The organism is Lysinibacillus sp. NPDC096418, assembly GCF_044762775.1.
In the GTDB taxonomy this organism is placed as follows: Bacteria; Bacillota; Bacilli; order Bacillales_A; family Planococcaceae; genus Lysinibacillus.
This window is the reverse complement of sequence record NZ_JBIWEY010000001.1, coordinates 490,120-504,180: the sequence shown is the minus strand read 5'-3', so window position 1 is coordinate 504,180 and position 14,061 is coordinate 490,120. Positions and strand designations below refer to the sequence as shown.

Below are 14,061 nucleotides of genomic sequence, written 5' to 3'. Positions count from 1 at the left end.
GCGAGGGCAAATGGCTAAATACAGACAAGTACACACAACGTTTTGGGATGACGGCTTTGTATTGGATCTAACACCAGAAGAGAAATACTTCTATCTGTATCTAATGACCAATGGCAATACAACACAATGTGGTATCTACGAATTGCCGTATAGAGTAATAGAAATGCACACAGGTTACAACCGCGAAACGGTGCAAAAACTGCTTCAACGTTTCGTGGATTACGGAAAAATCATATACAACGAATCGACGAAAGAAATCATGTTAAATAACTGGGCAAAATACAACTTTATCAATTCACCGAAAGTGAAAAAATGTATCGAAAAAGAGCTGCTTGCAGTGAAACATATACCGTTTGTAAGGAGCTACGTTACCTCATTGGAACAGTTAGGATACCGTATCGATACCGTATCAATACTGTTAGATGGAGAGAGTGAGCCAAAAGAATCAGAACCTAGTAATGGTGAGGGTTCGATACCGTATCCAAACCCTATAGATACCCATTCCATAGACTATGGGGAAGAAAGAGAAGAAGAAAGAGAAAAAGAAGAAGAAAAAGAAGAAGAAGGAGAAAGAGAAGAAGAAAAAAAGAGTCAGTCGTCTGTCTCTCCAATCGATAATCCTTTTCTTGAAATAAAAAACTTCTTTGATTCAACCATCCGTATTAGTAACTTTACAGATCACAAAAAAATGGACATGTTACTTGAATTCTATCCAGACCATTTACTAATTATCGAAGCAATAAAGGTGACTGCTGATAATGGAAAGTCGAATGTTGAATACGTTGAAGGAATTTTAAAAAATTGGGCTATCGAAAAAGGCATTAATACTTACGCAGACTGGCAATTGAAGGAGGCTAAGCCTAATGGAATCACTAAAGGACACAATGCAAAAGGACAGATTTCAGCAAATTCTACAGTTCATGCAGGAACAGGCATCGATGCCTTCTACGAGCAACTCGAACGAGACAAACAAGCCTGGGGAGGATAAGTGCCCAAAATGTAATGGAGCAGAGTTCGTTTTCTCTCATTACGAAGAAAAAGGTAACCGAAAATACGAGATTCATAAGCCTTGTGATTGTCGAGAGGTTAACGGTTGGAAACGTAGATTTAAAAACGCACTTATTCCAGAAGAGTTTGTTCACGCTAATTTAGAAAATTACGTTCGTGAAACAGATATGCAACAACGAATGTTTGCGATGGTGACAACCTACTTAACAACATTTCCAACTGATCGCGATGAGTTTAAAAAACAAGGTGCTCAAAATCTTGGCTTTATCGCAACTATCGGAGAACAAAGGATTCGTTCTTTACCTCCTAATGAACGCTTAGAACTGAAAAATAAACATAATAATTTTGGAATCGGTAAGACACACTTACAAATTGCGTTATCGAAACAGCTTATTAAAAAAGGTTTTAATGTGCTGGTTGTATCTGATGTTGCGTTTATGGATGAAATGATGGCAGCTAAACGAATGGATGACAATAGCGAAACATATTACGGGCTTTTAAACGATGTTTTATCGGCAGATGTACTAGTTTGGGATGATATCGGCAAAGCGAAATGGACAGAAGCTCGTGAGGGATTGTACTACCACATCATCAACGAACGTTACAAACGGAAATTACCAATCATTTTTAACAGTAATGAGGACAGGGCTACTATTGCTGAGCGTATTGGATATGCAGGAGCTAGTAGATTACTAGATAAAAATGGTGACGTATTAGAGACGGAAGGTATTGACTGGCGATTGAAATAACGAGGGGCGCACAGCCCCTTGATTGGAGGGTGAAGGGATGAACGAACAAATTCAGTTTTTGAAGGACTTACAAGAAGAGTTAAAAACACAACCAAACGATGGCAATGCAGCACCTAACTTTTGGGGCTTAATGGATTACAAGTGGATGCCTACAGCAGAAGGGTTTCATGATCGAACGTCGATTTATCTACCGAAAGACGGTGAATCATGGGAAACATCTGAACTTTACGATGATTTTATAAATAGAGAATTTGAGGTATCTGACGAGGATTTAGCGGACTTGCACTCAACTGATGCTACTGATGATGAAATGTTCTTAGGTTGGATACAGACCTTTTATGACGATGGTGCTTACATCGTTTACGAGAAGAAAGAAAGCTTCATAGTGCCAGATGCGATGTTCATTACAAAAGCAGAAGCTCAAAAACATATTGAAATGAATCATTATCATTACACAAAAGATGTTTCCATCTACACAGATGAAGCTCACACATACGCTATGACAGCTTGGAGAGCACCGAAGGTTGAAAAGTTACTCAATATCCTCATGTCGTTTGATTGGGATTCGGTGCAGGTGAAGGAGGGTGTAGCGAATGACTGAACGTAATTTCAATGGCTTAATAGTGCGTCATAGAAAATCGGCTGTGTTTTTCATGAGAGAAACTGACTTGAGTATTGAAGGTTATGTATCACCTCTTTGGAAAGATAAAACACCCGTAATTGAACCGAGTGAACTGAGCCGTAAATACGTTTTTTCTCAAGATGAGTTTCATGAATTTTTATCCTATATGGAGCAAATCGCAGAGGAAGCATGGAAGAACTTCACCCCAAAAGAAGCAGATAGCATGGGCGCTGATTACGCAGAGTATTACGATAGGGAATTTGACAACGAAGGTTCTTTATCGGTTGGTAAATACCATCTCAACATAGAAGGTCCGAAAACTAACAATCCTATTATTCGATTATATAAATTCAACAAGCGTAAATTTGAGTCGTTTGTTTATGACTTACGTAAAAAATTAGGTGGTGAATGAGGGATGAAACAAAACTACGTAGAAAGAATGGGCTTTGGTGTTACACCATACGCAATTGTTATTTGGAAAAAGGACGATGATGCTAAATCAAAATCAATCTGTTATGACAAACAAGCGTTACAAGATGCTCTAGCAAAACATGAAGTTCCTAATAGTTTCTACAGCCAGTTCGAGCCGAAGGTTTACTATACAGCGCAGGAAAGCGAGTTGATTGCATGAGACAACGAAATGGCATTCCGATTGATATTCCAGGTGCTCGTAAACAAGTACCGAAAGTTAAGACACAAAAGCCAGTTGAGTATAGCCAGTACAACGTGTATGTGACGATGTTCAAGTACGAGAATGGGCAAAACATCTGGACAATGGTTCCGTTGATGCATCCTGATTTTAAAGAGTTAAAGGCAGCAGGATACAGGATTACTGAGAAGTGGGATAAGAGGGAGGTTTCGGCATGAGTAGAGAGATTAAGTTTCGTGCTTGGGATTATAACAACGAGTGTATTATTCCTTGGGAAAAAATAAGACTTGAAAAAGATGAAGGTGAAAACACATTTTCAGTAGTGGTTTTTGATGGTGATGTTGGTGACCATTTTGATGATTTCCCTTATATGCAATACACAGGCTTAAAGGACAAGAACGGCAAGGAGATTTATGAGGGGGATATTGTTGAATATAACGATTTTAACTCATTAAGAACAGGTGGACACGCAGAGGATAAAATCATTGTCGGTAAAGTCGCTTTCAGTTGCGGTATGTGGATGGTTGAAGAAAAAAATGGTCATCACGATTTATACGAAGGTTTAGTTAATGATGAAGAATTAGAAATCATCGGCAACATTTACGAAAATCCTGAATTGCTGGAGGCAACAGCATGATCAACCGAGTCGTATTAGTTGGCCGCCTTACAAAAGATCCTGAGCTTAAATATACACCAAATGGCATTGCATCATGTCGGTTCACGGTAGCAGTTAACCGTACATTCAAAGGGCAGAACAATGAACAGGAAGCAGACTTCATAAGTTGTGTTGCTTGGCGTAAACAGGCTGAGAATCTAGCGAACTTCATGAAGAAAGGTAGCTTAGTAGGTTTGGAAGGGCGAATCCAAACAGGCAGCTATGAGGGGCAAGATGGGAAAAGAATTTATACTACTGACGTTGTAGCAGACAGCGTTCAATTCTTAGAACCAAAAGCTACAGGAGGCTCACAGAGCGCTTCAAACTATCAATCTAGTACAAATACAGGTGGAACGCATCAAAGCGGTTCACAGGGCAGTTATGGCGGTTCTACGCAACCTAATTATACAAGAGCAGATGAAGATCCATTTGCTAATAGTAAGGGGCCGGTTGAGGTTAGTGAAGATGACCTCCCGTTCTAAAAGGAGTGGTTGAATTATGAAAACGAAAAGACCATTGAAGAAAATCATTGGCGCTAGAACAAAGGTAGCACTTGAAAAACAAATAAAGGTTGAGGCACGTGGGCGCTGGTATCCAATCAGTGAAATAAAGTTTTTCGAGTTTGAACCACGCCCATACCAGGTGCTACTACGATTCGGAAAAGGGGTAGAACAATGACTTTACAAAACATAATCGATGCACAAAAAGAGCTAGATGCTCGAATTATCAAAGAGAAAAAGTTGGAAGGTATAAATGCTGATGATTTAGCAGCCAATACATTCTTAGCTTTAAAAGTTGAATTAGCTGAATTCGCTAACGAAGGACGTTGGTTTAAACATTGGAGCAATGACCAGGAGCCGAGAACGGCAGTTATTTGTCTTTGTGTAACGTGCCGAGGTTCAGGTGATGAGAATTATGAAAGAGTACAAGAAGATGCTGAATCGGGCTGTAAACATGAATTCATAAAGTGTGAAGAATGTAATGGTACGGGTGAAGTCGGTGAAAGAAATCCGTTACTTGAAGAATACGTCGATTCGGTTCACTTCTTTGTTTCTATCGCTATCCAAAAAGGTTGGGAGGATGCACTTTGGGTTTATGAGGAACAACTTGATCCTGATGAATTTGGTGGTGAATTAACAAGTTGGTTCTTGGAAATGGACTACTTCTTAAGTTTAGCGTATATCCGTAAATTCACAGAGGAAGAAGAAGCTAAGTGCGAAGATTCATTTGGATTCAAGAATAATCAATATTGCTTTAGAACAGCTTGGATTTTGTTCTTGAATATCGGTATGAATGGTTTTGGCTTTACTTGGGAGCAAATCGAGGAAGCCTACTTCGCTAAAAACAAGGTCAACCACGCACGACAGGAGAGTGGTTACTAATGAAAGCATACTCCGTTACTGAATGTGTGAGCTGGGAAAAATGCACGTTAGTATTCGCTGAAACAGCAAATGAAGCAAAAACACGAGCTTTATGTGATGAAAATATGGATGGCGTTGCTTATACAGATTTACGAGTGAATCGAGCAAAATATGCTGATGGTCATGAAAATGATAGTGAACGAGACTTAATGATTCTTAATATCCGCAATGGATGGTGGTATGAAATTGATGGCGAACACATTGATTCAAATAACATTGACGAGGCAATAGCAAACGGTTGGATTTAACTAAATAGATGCTGCTGGTAGAACGAATCTACTAAGTTTTATCAGCAGACTTAATAGAGTGCTAGTAGGAGGCAACATGAACGTACTAAAAATGACAATACCAGGTGTGACTCAGGCACAAGAAAGACCTCGTTTTAGCAGACAAGGCAAACATGTAAAAACGCATGACGCACCTAAGAGTAAATCGTACAAAGACTTTGTAAAGCTAGTAGCGTGGCAAAATAAGCCACCTGAATTGATTACAGGGCCGATTAAGCTACGAGCTGATATTTTCTCATGCCACCGAAGAATCTTCATACAGGGCCAAAGAGAGCGTTAATAGCGAGATATAAGACTATTGATGAACATGATGATGTTAGATTCGTCACTCAATATACAAATGGAGCATACACCGTTTTCGTTAATGAAGTTGGAAATGAGATTTACGCAAATGTTGCGAGAGAAGATATTCATTACCCTAGCATTTTCAATAGTGGAATCAATATTTCTGCGACAGGCACTTTAACTCCAATTGAATTAAAAAAGCATATAGAACGTTTAAATATCGCTAAAGAAACGTATAAGCAAATTTTCAATATGTTTGATGGAATAAGGATTAATTAACTGCTAAACATTTTGTTAATAACAGATAAATAATGCGAAGTAGGTGCTGTAGTGGATAGTCATACGTTTATATTTTTATTAGGGTGGTTTATTGGCGTATTAACAGGTCTTACTTACGGAATAGCGGAGGCAATGAAAAAAAGTCTTTAATAATAGATAAAAAATGTGCAGTAACAAGAGGGTGAAAAAATGAAATTTTTAGACTTGTTTGCTGGTATCGGTGGCTTTCGTTTGGGGATGGAAGCCGCAGGCCATGAATGTGTCGGCTACGTTGAAATAGATAAATTTGCTCGTAAATCATACGAGGCAATTCACAATACGGAAGGAGAGTGGACAGCTCATGACATCACAAGTGTTACAGATGACACTATTCGAGGAATCGGAAGTATCGACATTATCTGTGGAGGATTTCCGTGCCAAGCTTTCTCAGTTGCTGGCAAGCGGAAAGGTTTCAATGATACTAGGGGAACTCTCTTCTTTGAAATTATGCGCTTCGCATCTATTCTCAGACCACGCTATTTATTCCTTGAGAACGTCACAGGACTCCTCAATCACGAGGGGGGCGATACGTTCGAGACAATCATCAGAACGCTGGATGAAGTCGGGTATGATGCAGAGTGGGATTGTATTAACTCTAAAGAGTACGTACCCCAAAACAGGGAAAGGGTGTTCATTGTCGGACATTCTCGAGAATCAAGTACCCGAAAAGTATTTCCTATCGGAGAAGCATCTGGACCGGTTGATGAAAGCAGAATCACGACAGGAACACTTACTGCCAGATACCCGGAATCACAACGTGAAGGCACATATATTGAAACGTATGGGAAAGCAGGAGCAATAAACTTAGTTGGAAATATAAATCCTTCCGGCAATGGTATGAATGGACAAGTTTTCAGTAGTGATGGTTTGTCACCTACCTTGACTACAAATAAAGGCGAAGGTTTAAAAATTGTGCAACCGGTCCTAACACCTGATCGAGTAGAAAAAAGTCAGAATGGTAGACGAGTTAAAGATGTTGGTGAACCGATGTTTACCTTGACTGCACAGGACCGGCACGGAATAGCAATAAAAGAAGCAACATTACAAGGATTTGACACAGCTTATCCAGGTGATTCTATCAATTACTCAGTGCCAACATCTGAGACTCGTAGAGGGCGTGTTGGCAAAGGAATTGCAAACACACTAGACACAGGTTGTCAGCAAGGTGTACTTACAGAAGAATACCGTATTAGAAAACTTACACCTCGAGAATGTTGGAGATTACAAGGATTTCCTGATTGGGCATTTGATAGAGCTGCAGAAGTTAATTCAGACAGTCAACTTTATAAACAGGCTGGTAACAGCGTAACGGTGAATGTAATTGAAGCCATTGCGAATGAGCTTTACTGCACATTTTGAGGATAGTGTCAAATAAATAATGTGCAGTTAAAGAAACAAATTGATTTGTAAAGGAGGCAAAATAAATGAGTGCCAAAACAATATTAAAGTTGGCGAAACAAGTTCAAGAATTAGGGGCAGGAAGTGGTCATTTTACTGCTCATAACATTCAGCATACAAAAGGATTAACGTCAGTTATATCCGTTTATGACAGTATTAAGCCTGCTAATATGATTCTCGATGAATTGTATGAATGGGCTGAAAAGAATTATGAGGAAGTTAAACTTTTAATTGAGAAATTAGAGAAAGATATGAGTTGGAACGAGGGAAATCCAGTCTAACTTTCTAAACATAACGTGAAAAATACTACACAATATGAGGAAATAAAGGAGGAAGCCTTGAGTAAGCTCCAGCCGGTTGAAGAGATTACTCAAGGAAATCCTAAAAGAAAATGAAGTACAATTACAGCTTAATATATTTTGATAGATAAGTAAATAGAATATTCTGATAATTAACATATATTTGAATTTAGAGCAAATAAAAAGCCGCAGCGTGTTCAGACGCTACAGCAATAGATTGATTGATGCCCTTTGAGTTGTATCAACAATAGCATTATACCACAACGTAGGAGGGCAAACCTATATGAGAGAACAAGGGCAAACAGTAAAAGAAGTATGGTCAGAGGCAGATATTGATTATCTAGTGAAAAACTATCGCTTCTGGAAGAAAGAAATCAATCGGTTAGAAAACGTTTTATATGGTGGAAGTAGAACAATGAGTTCATGGGGCGTAGCACAGTATGGAATAGATGCAGCGATGCCAAAAGGAAGTTCTATTCGTAGCGCTGAAGAACTCAAAAGAATGGATGTACGAGAACGTGGTCAAATAGCAAGATTAGAGAAGCTACGTACTTATGTATACGCATTAGAGGTAGCCTACAATCTTATTGAGGATGAACAACTTACAACGATTTATGATTGCTTACTAGATGGAATGACGTATCGACAAATTGCAGAGCATCTATCGGCATCAAAGGATTATGTACGCTTAAAGAAACAAATTATTTTTAGCCAAATTAGCCAAAATAGCCAAGTAAGTACTATTTTGACCTACGAAAAATTAGCAGTGTAAAATGGAGGGGAGGTCGGACAGGTAAATGTTTCTTCCCTTGGTATTTATGAAAACACTAAATATTAGAAAAAGACAGACCGACGACCGACCAGCGCCTCATAAACTTGTTCGAGGCATGACATACATGGCCGGCCCATATTTTTTAAGAGATTAGGTATCTTAATAATATAAAAGGCTAAAAGGAGTGGTTACTATGTGAACTTCGTCCACTTTCCAAAATGATCAGTCAAACTTCCAAACAAGTGCACGGAAATGCACTATAAAGCTAGAACACAATACCGCAATAATACGTGGTGTAGCTCTACCACGACTTAAAAAGTGAGCTATCGACAGTTTTACCACAATAGAATAATAGACGAATGAAAGGCCCCTTGAGCGGATTCGAGGGGCCTTTATTATGCTTTGAAAACTGCACCAAACAGCCATGAAACAATCGGAGGCTAGTCGAGGGCTACTATGTATCGGTTGGAAGATTACGATACTAAATAGAGCTTACAGGGATTAGTATAGTAGGGGCGGAGTTTGGTGTGGTTTTGAGGGCAAAATGTTATTACATATTTTCCCCCTTTTGTTTTATGATTGGGTGGGAGGTGAGAAAAATGAGTGATAAACATCTTTTGAATATTTATTTTGAAAGATTAGAAAAAATAGAAGACCCTTCAGCTCTAGTGGTTACAACGCATGCTTTTTGCGAGCATATAATAAATGAAATACTAGCTGAAAGGAAAAAAACAAAAACAAAAAATAAATATATTAATAATAGTTCTTCGTATATTGTTAAGTTAGACCTATGTTATAACATGAATCTATTAGATGATGAATTATTTGATAATTTAATGAGGCTAAATACATTAAGAAATAAATGCGCTCATGGAGTAAATGTTGATTTCGAAAAAATTGACCACAATTATAATTTAGTGGACAAAATTTTTAATGTTGAAAAAGAAACTGATATAAAAAACAAAGTAATCAATATCTCTGCAAATACTCTGTTGCTTTTAAATAACCACGCAATTGAAATGGGAGTAAATTTGAAAATTTAACATCCTTCGGGGTGTTTTTATTTTGCCCTGAAAAGCCAGCATCGGTGGTCTACCCCTTACCACGAACGAACGGTGCTTGCTTTTGAGAGTGAAAAAATATGTAGGTTTGTACAACCTTCTCGCCTGATATTGTATGATTAAGTAGGAGGTGAGAAATGTGAAAAACGATACTTACGATATTATCTTAGCAATTTTAAAATACTTAGAAGAGTCTTTGGATGAGCCAAGGATTGATTTTTCTAAAGTAAACCATGAGGCATTAGGAATTTCTGAACCACGTTATGGTCGTATTATTGAGATCATGATAAATGAAGATATGATTACTGGATTAACAGAAGTAAAAATGATGGGACAAACATATCCATGTTATAAAGCTATTAGTCCTAACATTACTATGTATGGTTTAGAGTATATTCAAGAAAATAAACCATCCGCAAAGGTTTATACGATTTTAAAAGAAATAAAAGAATGGATACCTGGTTTGTAACAACCAGTACAAGTCACGTATATAAATTACGTGGCTTTTTATTTTACAAAGCAATTAGCATAACGGGGTGATGCCATTGGACATCGTAGTAACGATTCCTAAGAGTGAATATGAGAATGACGATAGAGAAACGAAGGTTTATGAACAAGGTGGATACGAGCAGTTCTGGCAGTTGCGAAACAGACCAAAGCAGCTACAAGTCAATGACCGTGTTTATTTTGTAAAGTACGGACGTGTTGAATCATCTATGAGAGTTATAAGAATAGAAACGGAGGCAGCCGCCACTTGCGAAGTAACAAATCGTGAGTGGAACGGTTGCCTTATATATTTAGATGATTTACGTAAGGAGCAAGGCCCGCCAGTGAGGGGCTTTCAAAATTTTCGATATAGGTGGTGGTGATTATGAGGGATGGTTAACTGGGATGAAATAAAACAGGAGTGGGAAACCACAAAGATTACGCTTGCTGATCTAGCTGAGAAGCATGATATTAAGTTAGGTACATTAAAGAGCCGTAAGAGCCGTGAAAAATGGTCGAGGGATGCAACTAAAAAGGATGCAACCAAAACACGAAAGGTTGCAACCATAAAAGAGGATGCATCCAAAGATGAAATCATCCATTTTACCGATGATGAAGAAAATGGCTTGAATGATAAGCAAAGCCTATTTGTCGCTTATTACGTTAAGTGTTGGAATGCTACGAAGGCATATCAGAAGGCGTACCCAGGTTGTGCTTATTCAACAGCAATGGTTGAAGGCAGTAAACACCTAAGAAACCCTAAGATTCGAGAAGAAATTACTAAGGTTAGAGATGGATTGACCGAGGATGCACTACTAGACAAACGAACACTCATCCAGAAATGGATAGACATAGCCTTCGCTGATATTACTGACTACTTGAAATTCGGTAGGCAAGAAGAAGTCGAGTATCAAGAAGATGGGCAACCAGCAATTGATATGAATGGCAACGTTAAAACCTATGCATTTAACTACGTTCATTTGAATGAGTCATCTGAAATTGACGGGTCGCTTATCACTGAGGTTAAACAGGGCAAGGATGGTATTAGTGTTAAGCTTGCTGACAAAATGAAAGCACTTGAGTTCTTATCGAAACATATGGATTTACTCAATGAGCGTGAATTAAAGCAATTACAAGCCGAGAAAATGCGTATTGAAGTAGAAGCAGTCCGTAAGTCCAACGAAAAGCAATCATCTGTTATCAACATCGTAGATGCATGGGCTGGTGAAACTAATGAGTAAGCCTACCATCAACATTCAAGAAAACGTCAATCCACATTTTAAAGAAGTGTGGACCACGAAAAAGCCATACAACATTTTGCGCGGTGGTCGTAACTCATTCAAATCATCAGTTATCGCGTTACTGCTCGTTTACAAAATGATTCAGATGATTAATAAAGGTGAGAAAGCAAACATCATTGTCATTCGTAAAGTTGCCAATACTATACGAGACAGCGTGTATTTAAAAATTCAATGGGCCATTCGAAAATTCGATATGACCGATGATTTTGATATGACTGTTTCGCCATTTAGGATTACACATAAAGGCACAGGTTCATCATTTAGCTTTTACGGTCAAGACGACTTCCAAAAGCTAAAATCAAATGACATCGGTAACATAATAGCAGTTTGGTATGAAGAAGCTGCGGAATTTAAAAGCGCTGAGGAATTTGACCAAACGAATACAACATTCATGCGCCAAAAGCATCCATTAGTTGCGATGGTGCTATTTTTTTGGTCTTATAACCCACCACGTAATCCGTATCACTGGATAAATGAATGGTCAGACGAAATGGCGGCATCCCCCCAGCACTTAGTGCACCATTCTAGTTTTAAAGATGATGTGCTGGGCTTTGTTACTGAACAAATGTTAAGTGAAATTGAGCGTATTAAAGAGAATGACCTTGATTATTATTTGTATCTGTATGAAGGATTGCCAGTAGGTCTAGGTACGAACATCTACAACATAAATCTGTTTAAACTTATCGATGATATTCCAGAAGATGAACATATCATTTTAATCGATGCAGCGACCGATACCGGACACCAAGTTTCGGCTACAACCCATGGTGCTTTTGCATTGACTAATAAGCGGAATGTTATTTTGCTTGATACGTACTATTACAGCCCAGCTAATAAGGTTGCAAAGAAAGCGCCAAGTGAGCTATCGACAGATTATAAAGAATGGCAAGATGGCATTACAGGTCAATACAATAAATATTTTGATGTGCAAACTATCGATTCAGCAGAGGGAGCTTTACGTAATCAGATGTTTAAAGATTACGGTATTCGATTGCATCCGGTCGCAAAAGGTAAAAAGGTCGATATGATTGATTACACATATGATTTACTGGCACAAGGGCGCATGTATGTACTACGCACTAAACGCAACGAGGTCTTTATTGACCAACATAAAAAATATCAGTGGGATCCAGATACATTAGAAAGTGACGACCCGAAAGTAATTAAAGAGGATGACCATACTTGCGATATGTTCCAGTATTACGTTAAGGACAATCTTCGTAAGCTCGGACTGAAATATTAAGGCGGTGATGACATGTTCAACAAAACGATCAACTGGATGAAAGGGGTGATGGCGAAAATGGGTTTAATTAAAAAGCTCGAACAGGTCACCGACCATAAGAAAATTAGTTTGAGCGAAACGTATTATAACAACATCTTAAAGTGGCGCTCTTTGCATCAAGGTTACTATAGCGAAATGCATGATGTTGATTACCATACGATTGATGGTGCTAAGAAACGCCGAATGGCTACGTTAAACATGCCAAAGAGTGCAGCACAAGAGCTTGCAACACTGATATTTAACGAACGTTGTGAGATTAGCATCTCCGATGAAGGTTATAACGAATTTGTACAAGATGTATTCAAAGACAACGGTTTTAACGGTAACTTCCAACAGTATTTAGAGTTCATGTTTGCTCAAGGTGGTATGGTGGTTAAGCCGTATGTTGCTGATGGTAAGCTCAAGCTTTCATATGTTACAGCAGACTGTTTCCTTCCTATTTCGTGGGATAATACGCGAATTACGGAGGGTGTTTTTATTTCTGAGATCAATAAGCAAGGCAAGAAGTACACACATCTTGAATGGCATACGTTTGAAGCTGGTAAGTACATCATTAAAAATGAATTGTATGAAAGTACTCACGGCCAAGATTTAGGCACTAAGGTATCGCTTGAAACATTATTCAAAGGTCTTGCTGAAATTGTTCCTTTGGATCATGTAACTCGCCCTTTATTTGCTTATTTCAAACCGAATCTAGCCAATAACATCGACAGTACGGTGCCACTTGGTATTTCTGTTTATGCGAATGCTTATGACACGTTAAAGTCGCTTGATATAGCGTTTGATAGCTTTCAACGTGAGTTCCGTCTTGGTCGTAAACGCATAATTGTTCCAGCACACATGATTAAAACGGTTATTGATCCATTTGACGATCAGATTAAACGATACTTCGATTCATCTGATGAAACGTATGAGGCTTTAGGTGGTGAAATGGATAGTGAGACAATCCATGAAGTTAATACTACTCTTAGAGCGCAAGAACATATTGATGCAATAAATGCTTGGCTCAATCTATTTGCAACTCAGATTGGCTTTAGTGCTGGGTCATTTACTTTTAACGGGCAATCCGTAAAAACAGCTACTGAGGTAGTCAGTGAGAACAGTAAGACATTCCGTACTAAGCAAAGTCATGAGAATGTGGTTGAACAAGGTATAACTGATTTAATCGAATGTATAGGTGTTGTAGCTCAAATTTATGGATTATATACGCCACCAACTGATTATGATGTCACTGTTCAATTTGATGATTCAATCGCTGAGGACCAAAACGCTGAAATTGATAAGCAAATTAAACTAATCGGCAGTGGCTTACAGTCGAAATTAAAGGCCATTATGAAAATTCATGGGCTTACAGAGGAAGAAGCAGTTAAGCTCTTGAAAGAAATTAAAGCTGAGGAATTACAAAACGCTCCTGATTTTGAAGAAATGAAAAAAGCTACATCGTTGCTTGGTAAAGAGGAGTGATTAG

Annotated in this window: 22 protein-coding genes; all 22 read left to right on the top strand. The window is 38.4% G+C overall.

What is annotated here, in order from left to right:
* The first annotated feature begins 10 nt into the window (after positions 1–10).
* Positions 11–988, top strand: a complete 978-nt coding sequence (locus ACIQZG_RS02445; RefSeq protein WP_402753564.1) for a DnaD domain protein — start codon at positions 11–13, stop codon at positions 986–988.
* Complete coding sequence (locus ACIQZG_RS02440) at positions 939–1,757, top strand: ATP-binding protein (RefSeq protein WP_402753563.1); 819 nt, start codon at positions 939–941, stop codon at positions 1,755–1,757. The genes ACIQZG_RS02445 and ACIQZG_RS02440 overlap by 50 nt, the downstream gene beginning before the upstream one ends.
* A 37-nt stretch (positions 1,758–1,794) precedes the next feature.
* Positions 1,795–2,358 (top strand): hypothetical protein, encoded by a 564-nt coding sequence (locus tag ACIQZG_RS02435; protein ID WP_402753562.1) that lies wholly within the window; start codon positions 1,795–1,797, stop codon positions 2,356–2,358.
* A complete protein-coding gene (locus tag ACIQZG_RS02430; RefSeq protein WP_402753561.1) occupies positions 2,351–2,791 on the top strand; it encodes a hypothetical protein in 441 nt (146 codons plus the stop codon). Before ACIQZG_RS02435 ends, ACIQZG_RS02430 begins: the two co-directional genes overlap by 8 nt.
* A 3-nt stretch (positions 2,792–2,794) precedes the next feature.
* A complete protein-coding gene (locus ACIQZG_RS02425) occupies positions 2,795–3,010 on the top strand; it encodes a hypothetical protein (RefSeq protein WP_402753560.1) in 216 nt (71 codons plus the stop codon).
* A complete protein-coding gene (locus tag ACIQZG_RS02420) occupies positions 3,007–3,246 on the top strand; it encodes a hypothetical protein (RefSeq protein ID WP_402753559.1) in 240 nt (79 codons plus the stop codon). The genes ACIQZG_RS02425 and ACIQZG_RS02420 overlap by 4 nt, the downstream gene beginning before the upstream one ends.
* Complete coding sequence (locus ACIQZG_RS02415; protein ID WP_402753558.1) at positions 3,243–3,665, top strand: YopX family protein; 423 nt, start codon at positions 3,243–3,245, stop codon at positions 3,663–3,665. Before ACIQZG_RS02420 ends, ACIQZG_RS02415 begins: the two co-directional genes overlap by 4 nt.
* Positions 3,662–4,165 carry a single-stranded DNA-binding protein gene (ssb, locus tag ACIQZG_RS02410; protein WP_402753557.1) on the top strand — a complete coding sequence of 168 codons (504 nt, stop codon included), beginning with the start codon at positions 3,662–3,664 and terminating at the stop codon, positions 4,163–4,165. The genes ACIQZG_RS02415 and ssb overlap by 4 nt, the downstream gene beginning before the upstream one ends.
* Before the next feature lie 16 nt (positions 4,166–4,181).
* Positions 4,182–4,361, top strand: coding sequence for a hypothetical protein (locus ACIQZG_RS02405; protein WP_402753556.1), 180 nt, complete (start codon positions 4,182–4,184; stop codon positions 4,359–4,361).
* Positions 4,358–5,065, top strand: a complete 708-nt coding sequence (locus ACIQZG_RS02400) for a dUTP diphosphatase (protein ID WP_402753555.1) — start codon at positions 4,358–4,360, stop codon at positions 5,063–5,065. Before ACIQZG_RS02405 ends, ACIQZG_RS02400 begins: the two co-directional genes overlap by 4 nt.
* Positions 5,065–5,352, top strand: coding sequence for a hypothetical protein (locus ACIQZG_RS02395; RefSeq protein WP_402753554.1), 288 nt, complete (start codon positions 5,065–5,067; stop codon positions 5,350–5,352). Before ACIQZG_RS02400 ends, ACIQZG_RS02395 begins: the two co-directional genes overlap by 1 nt.
* A gap of 76 nt (positions 5,353–5,428) precedes the next feature.
* Positions 5,429–5,671: a RusA family crossover junction endodeoxyribonuclease gene (locus ACIQZG_RS02390; RefSeq protein ID WP_402753553.1), complete on the top strand. Its 243-nt coding sequence runs from the start codon at positions 5,429–5,431 to the stop codon at positions 5,669–5,671.
* Complete coding sequence (locus tag ACIQZG_RS02385; RefSeq protein WP_402753552.1) at positions 5,629–5,955, top strand: hypothetical protein; 327 nt, start codon at positions 5,629–5,631, stop codon at positions 5,953–5,955. Before ACIQZG_RS02390 ends, ACIQZG_RS02385 begins: the two co-directional genes overlap by 43 nt.
* A gap of 189 nt (positions 5,956–6,144) precedes the next feature.
* Positions 6,145–7,353, top strand: coding sequence for a DNA cytosine methyltransferase (locus ACIQZG_RS02380; RefSeq protein ID WP_402753551.1), 1,209 nt, complete (start codon positions 6,145–6,147; stop codon positions 7,351–7,353).
* Between the two features lie 65 nt (positions 7,354–7,418).
* The gene (locus ACIQZG_RS02375) at positions 7,419–7,673 is read left to right on the top strand and encodes a hypothetical protein (RefSeq protein WP_402753550.1); all 255 of its coding nucleotides are present in this window, start codon (positions 7,419–7,421) and stop codon (positions 7,671–7,673) included.
* Positions 7,674–7,974: 301 nt separating this feature from the next.
* Entirely contained in the window at positions 7,975–8,463 is a 489-nt protein-coding gene (locus ACIQZG_RS02370; RefSeq protein WP_402753549.1) for a sigma-70 family RNA polymerase sigma factor, read from the top strand.
* A gap of 599 nt (positions 8,464–9,062) precedes the next feature.
* Positions 9,063–9,506, top strand: a complete 444-nt coding sequence (locus tag ACIQZG_RS02365) for a hypothetical protein (RefSeq protein WP_402753548.1) — start codon at positions 9,063–9,065, stop codon at positions 9,504–9,506.
* A 157-nt stretch (positions 9,507–9,663) separates the two neighbouring features.
* Positions 9,664–9,993, top strand: a complete 330-nt coding sequence (locus ACIQZG_RS02360; RefSeq protein ID WP_402753547.1) for a YjcQ family protein — start codon at positions 9,664–9,666, stop codon at positions 9,991–9,993.
* A 76-nt stretch (positions 9,994–10,069) separates the two neighbouring features.
* Positions 10,070–10,393, top strand: coding sequence for a hypothetical protein (locus ACIQZG_RS02355; protein WP_402753546.1), 324 nt, complete (start codon positions 10,070–10,072; stop codon positions 10,391–10,393).
* 9 nt (positions 10,394–10,402) lie between these two features.
* Complete coding sequence (locus ACIQZG_RS02350) at positions 10,403–11,251, top strand: terminase small subunit (protein ID WP_402753545.1); 849 nt, start codon at positions 10,403–10,405, stop codon at positions 11,249–11,251.
* The gene (locus ACIQZG_RS02345; protein ID WP_402753544.1) at positions 11,244–12,554 is read left to right on the top strand and encodes a PBSX family phage terminase large subunit; all 1,311 of its coding nucleotides are present in this window, start codon (positions 11,244–11,246) and stop codon (positions 12,552–12,554) included. Before ACIQZG_RS02350 ends, ACIQZG_RS02345 begins: the two co-directional genes overlap by 8 nt.
* Positions 12,555–12,566: 12 nt before the next feature.
* On the top strand, positions 12,567–14,057 hold the full coding sequence (locus ACIQZG_RS02340) for a phage portal protein (RefSeq protein ID WP_402753543.1): 1,491 nt from the start codon (positions 12,567–12,569) through the stop codon (positions 14,055–14,057).
* The last annotated feature ends 4 nt before the right edge of the window (positions 14,058–14,061 follow it).

Coding starts and splice junctions, on each gene's coding strand:
- ACIQZG_RS02420 (WP_402753559.1), top strand. CDS start 3,007: ATGAGACAACGAAATGGCATTCCGATTGATATTCCAGGTGCTCGTAAA.
- ACIQZG_RS02345 (WP_402753544.1), top strand. CDS start 11,244: ATGAGTAAGCCTACCATCAACATTCAAGAAAACGTCAATCCACATTTT.
- ssb (WP_402753557.1), top strand. CDS start 3,662: ATGATCAACCGAGTCGTATTAGTTGGCCGCCTTACAAAAGATCCTGAG.
- ACIQZG_RS02425 (WP_402753560.1), top strand. CDS start 2,795: ATGAAACAAAACTACGTAGAAAGAATGGGCTTTGGTGTTACACCATAC.
- ACIQZG_RS02390 (WP_402753553.1), top strand. CDS start 5,429: ATGAACGTACTAAAAATGACAATACCAGGTGTGACTCAGGCACAAGAA.
- ACIQZG_RS02435 (WP_402753562.1), top strand. CDS start 1,795: ATGAACGAACAAATTCAGTTTTTGAAGGACTTACAAGAAGAGTTAAAA.
- ACIQZG_RS02375 (WP_402753550.1), top strand. CDS start 7,419: ATGAGTGCCAAAACAATATTAAAGTTGGCGAAACAAGTTCAAGAATTA.
- ACIQZG_RS02370 (WP_402753549.1), top strand. CDS start 7,975: ATGAGAGAACAAGGGCAAACAGTAAAAGAAGTATGGTCAGAGGCAGAT.
- ACIQZG_RS02405 (WP_402753556.1), top strand. CDS start 4,182: ATGAAAACGAAAAGACCATTGAAGAAAATCATTGGCGCTAGAACAAAG.
- ACIQZG_RS02445 (WP_402753564.1), top strand. CDS start 11: ATGGCTAAATACAGACAAGTACACACAACGTTTTGGGATGACGGCTTT.
- ACIQZG_RS02365 (WP_402753548.1), top strand. CDS start 9,063: ATGAGTGATAAACATCTTTTGAATATTTATTTTGAAAGATTAGAAAAA.
- ACIQZG_RS02380 (WP_402753551.1), top strand. CDS start 6,145: ATGAAATTTTTAGACTTGTTTGCTGGTATCGGTGGCTTTCGTTTGGGG.
- ACIQZG_RS02440 (WP_402753563.1), top strand. CDS start 939: ATGCCTTCTACGAGCAACTCGAACGAGACAAACAAGCCTGGGGAGGAT.
- ACIQZG_RS02350 (WP_402753545.1), top strand. CDS start 10,403: ATGGTTAACTGGGATGAAATAAAACAGGAGTGGGAAACCACAAAGATT.
- ACIQZG_RS02400 (WP_402753555.1), top strand. CDS start 4,358: ATGACTTTACAAAACATAATCGATGCACAAAAAGAGCTAGATGCTCGA.
- ACIQZG_RS02415 (WP_402753558.1), top strand. CDS start 3,243: ATGAGTAGAGAGATTAAGTTTCGTGCTTGGGATTATAACAACGAGTGT.
- ACIQZG_RS02340 (WP_402753543.1), top strand. CDS start 12,567: ATGTTCAACAAAACGATCAACTGGATGAAAGGGGTGATGGCGAAAATG.
- ACIQZG_RS02430 (WP_402753561.1), top strand. CDS start 2,351: ATGACTGAACGTAATTTCAATGGCTTAATAGTGCGTCATAGAAAATCG.
- ACIQZG_RS02395 (WP_402753554.1), top strand. CDS start 5,065: ATGAAAGCATACTCCGTTACTGAATGTGTGAGCTGGGAAAAATGCACG.
- ACIQZG_RS02385 (WP_402753552.1), top strand. CDS start 5,629: ATGCCACCGAAGAATCTTCATACAGGGCCAAAGAGAGCGTTAATAGCG.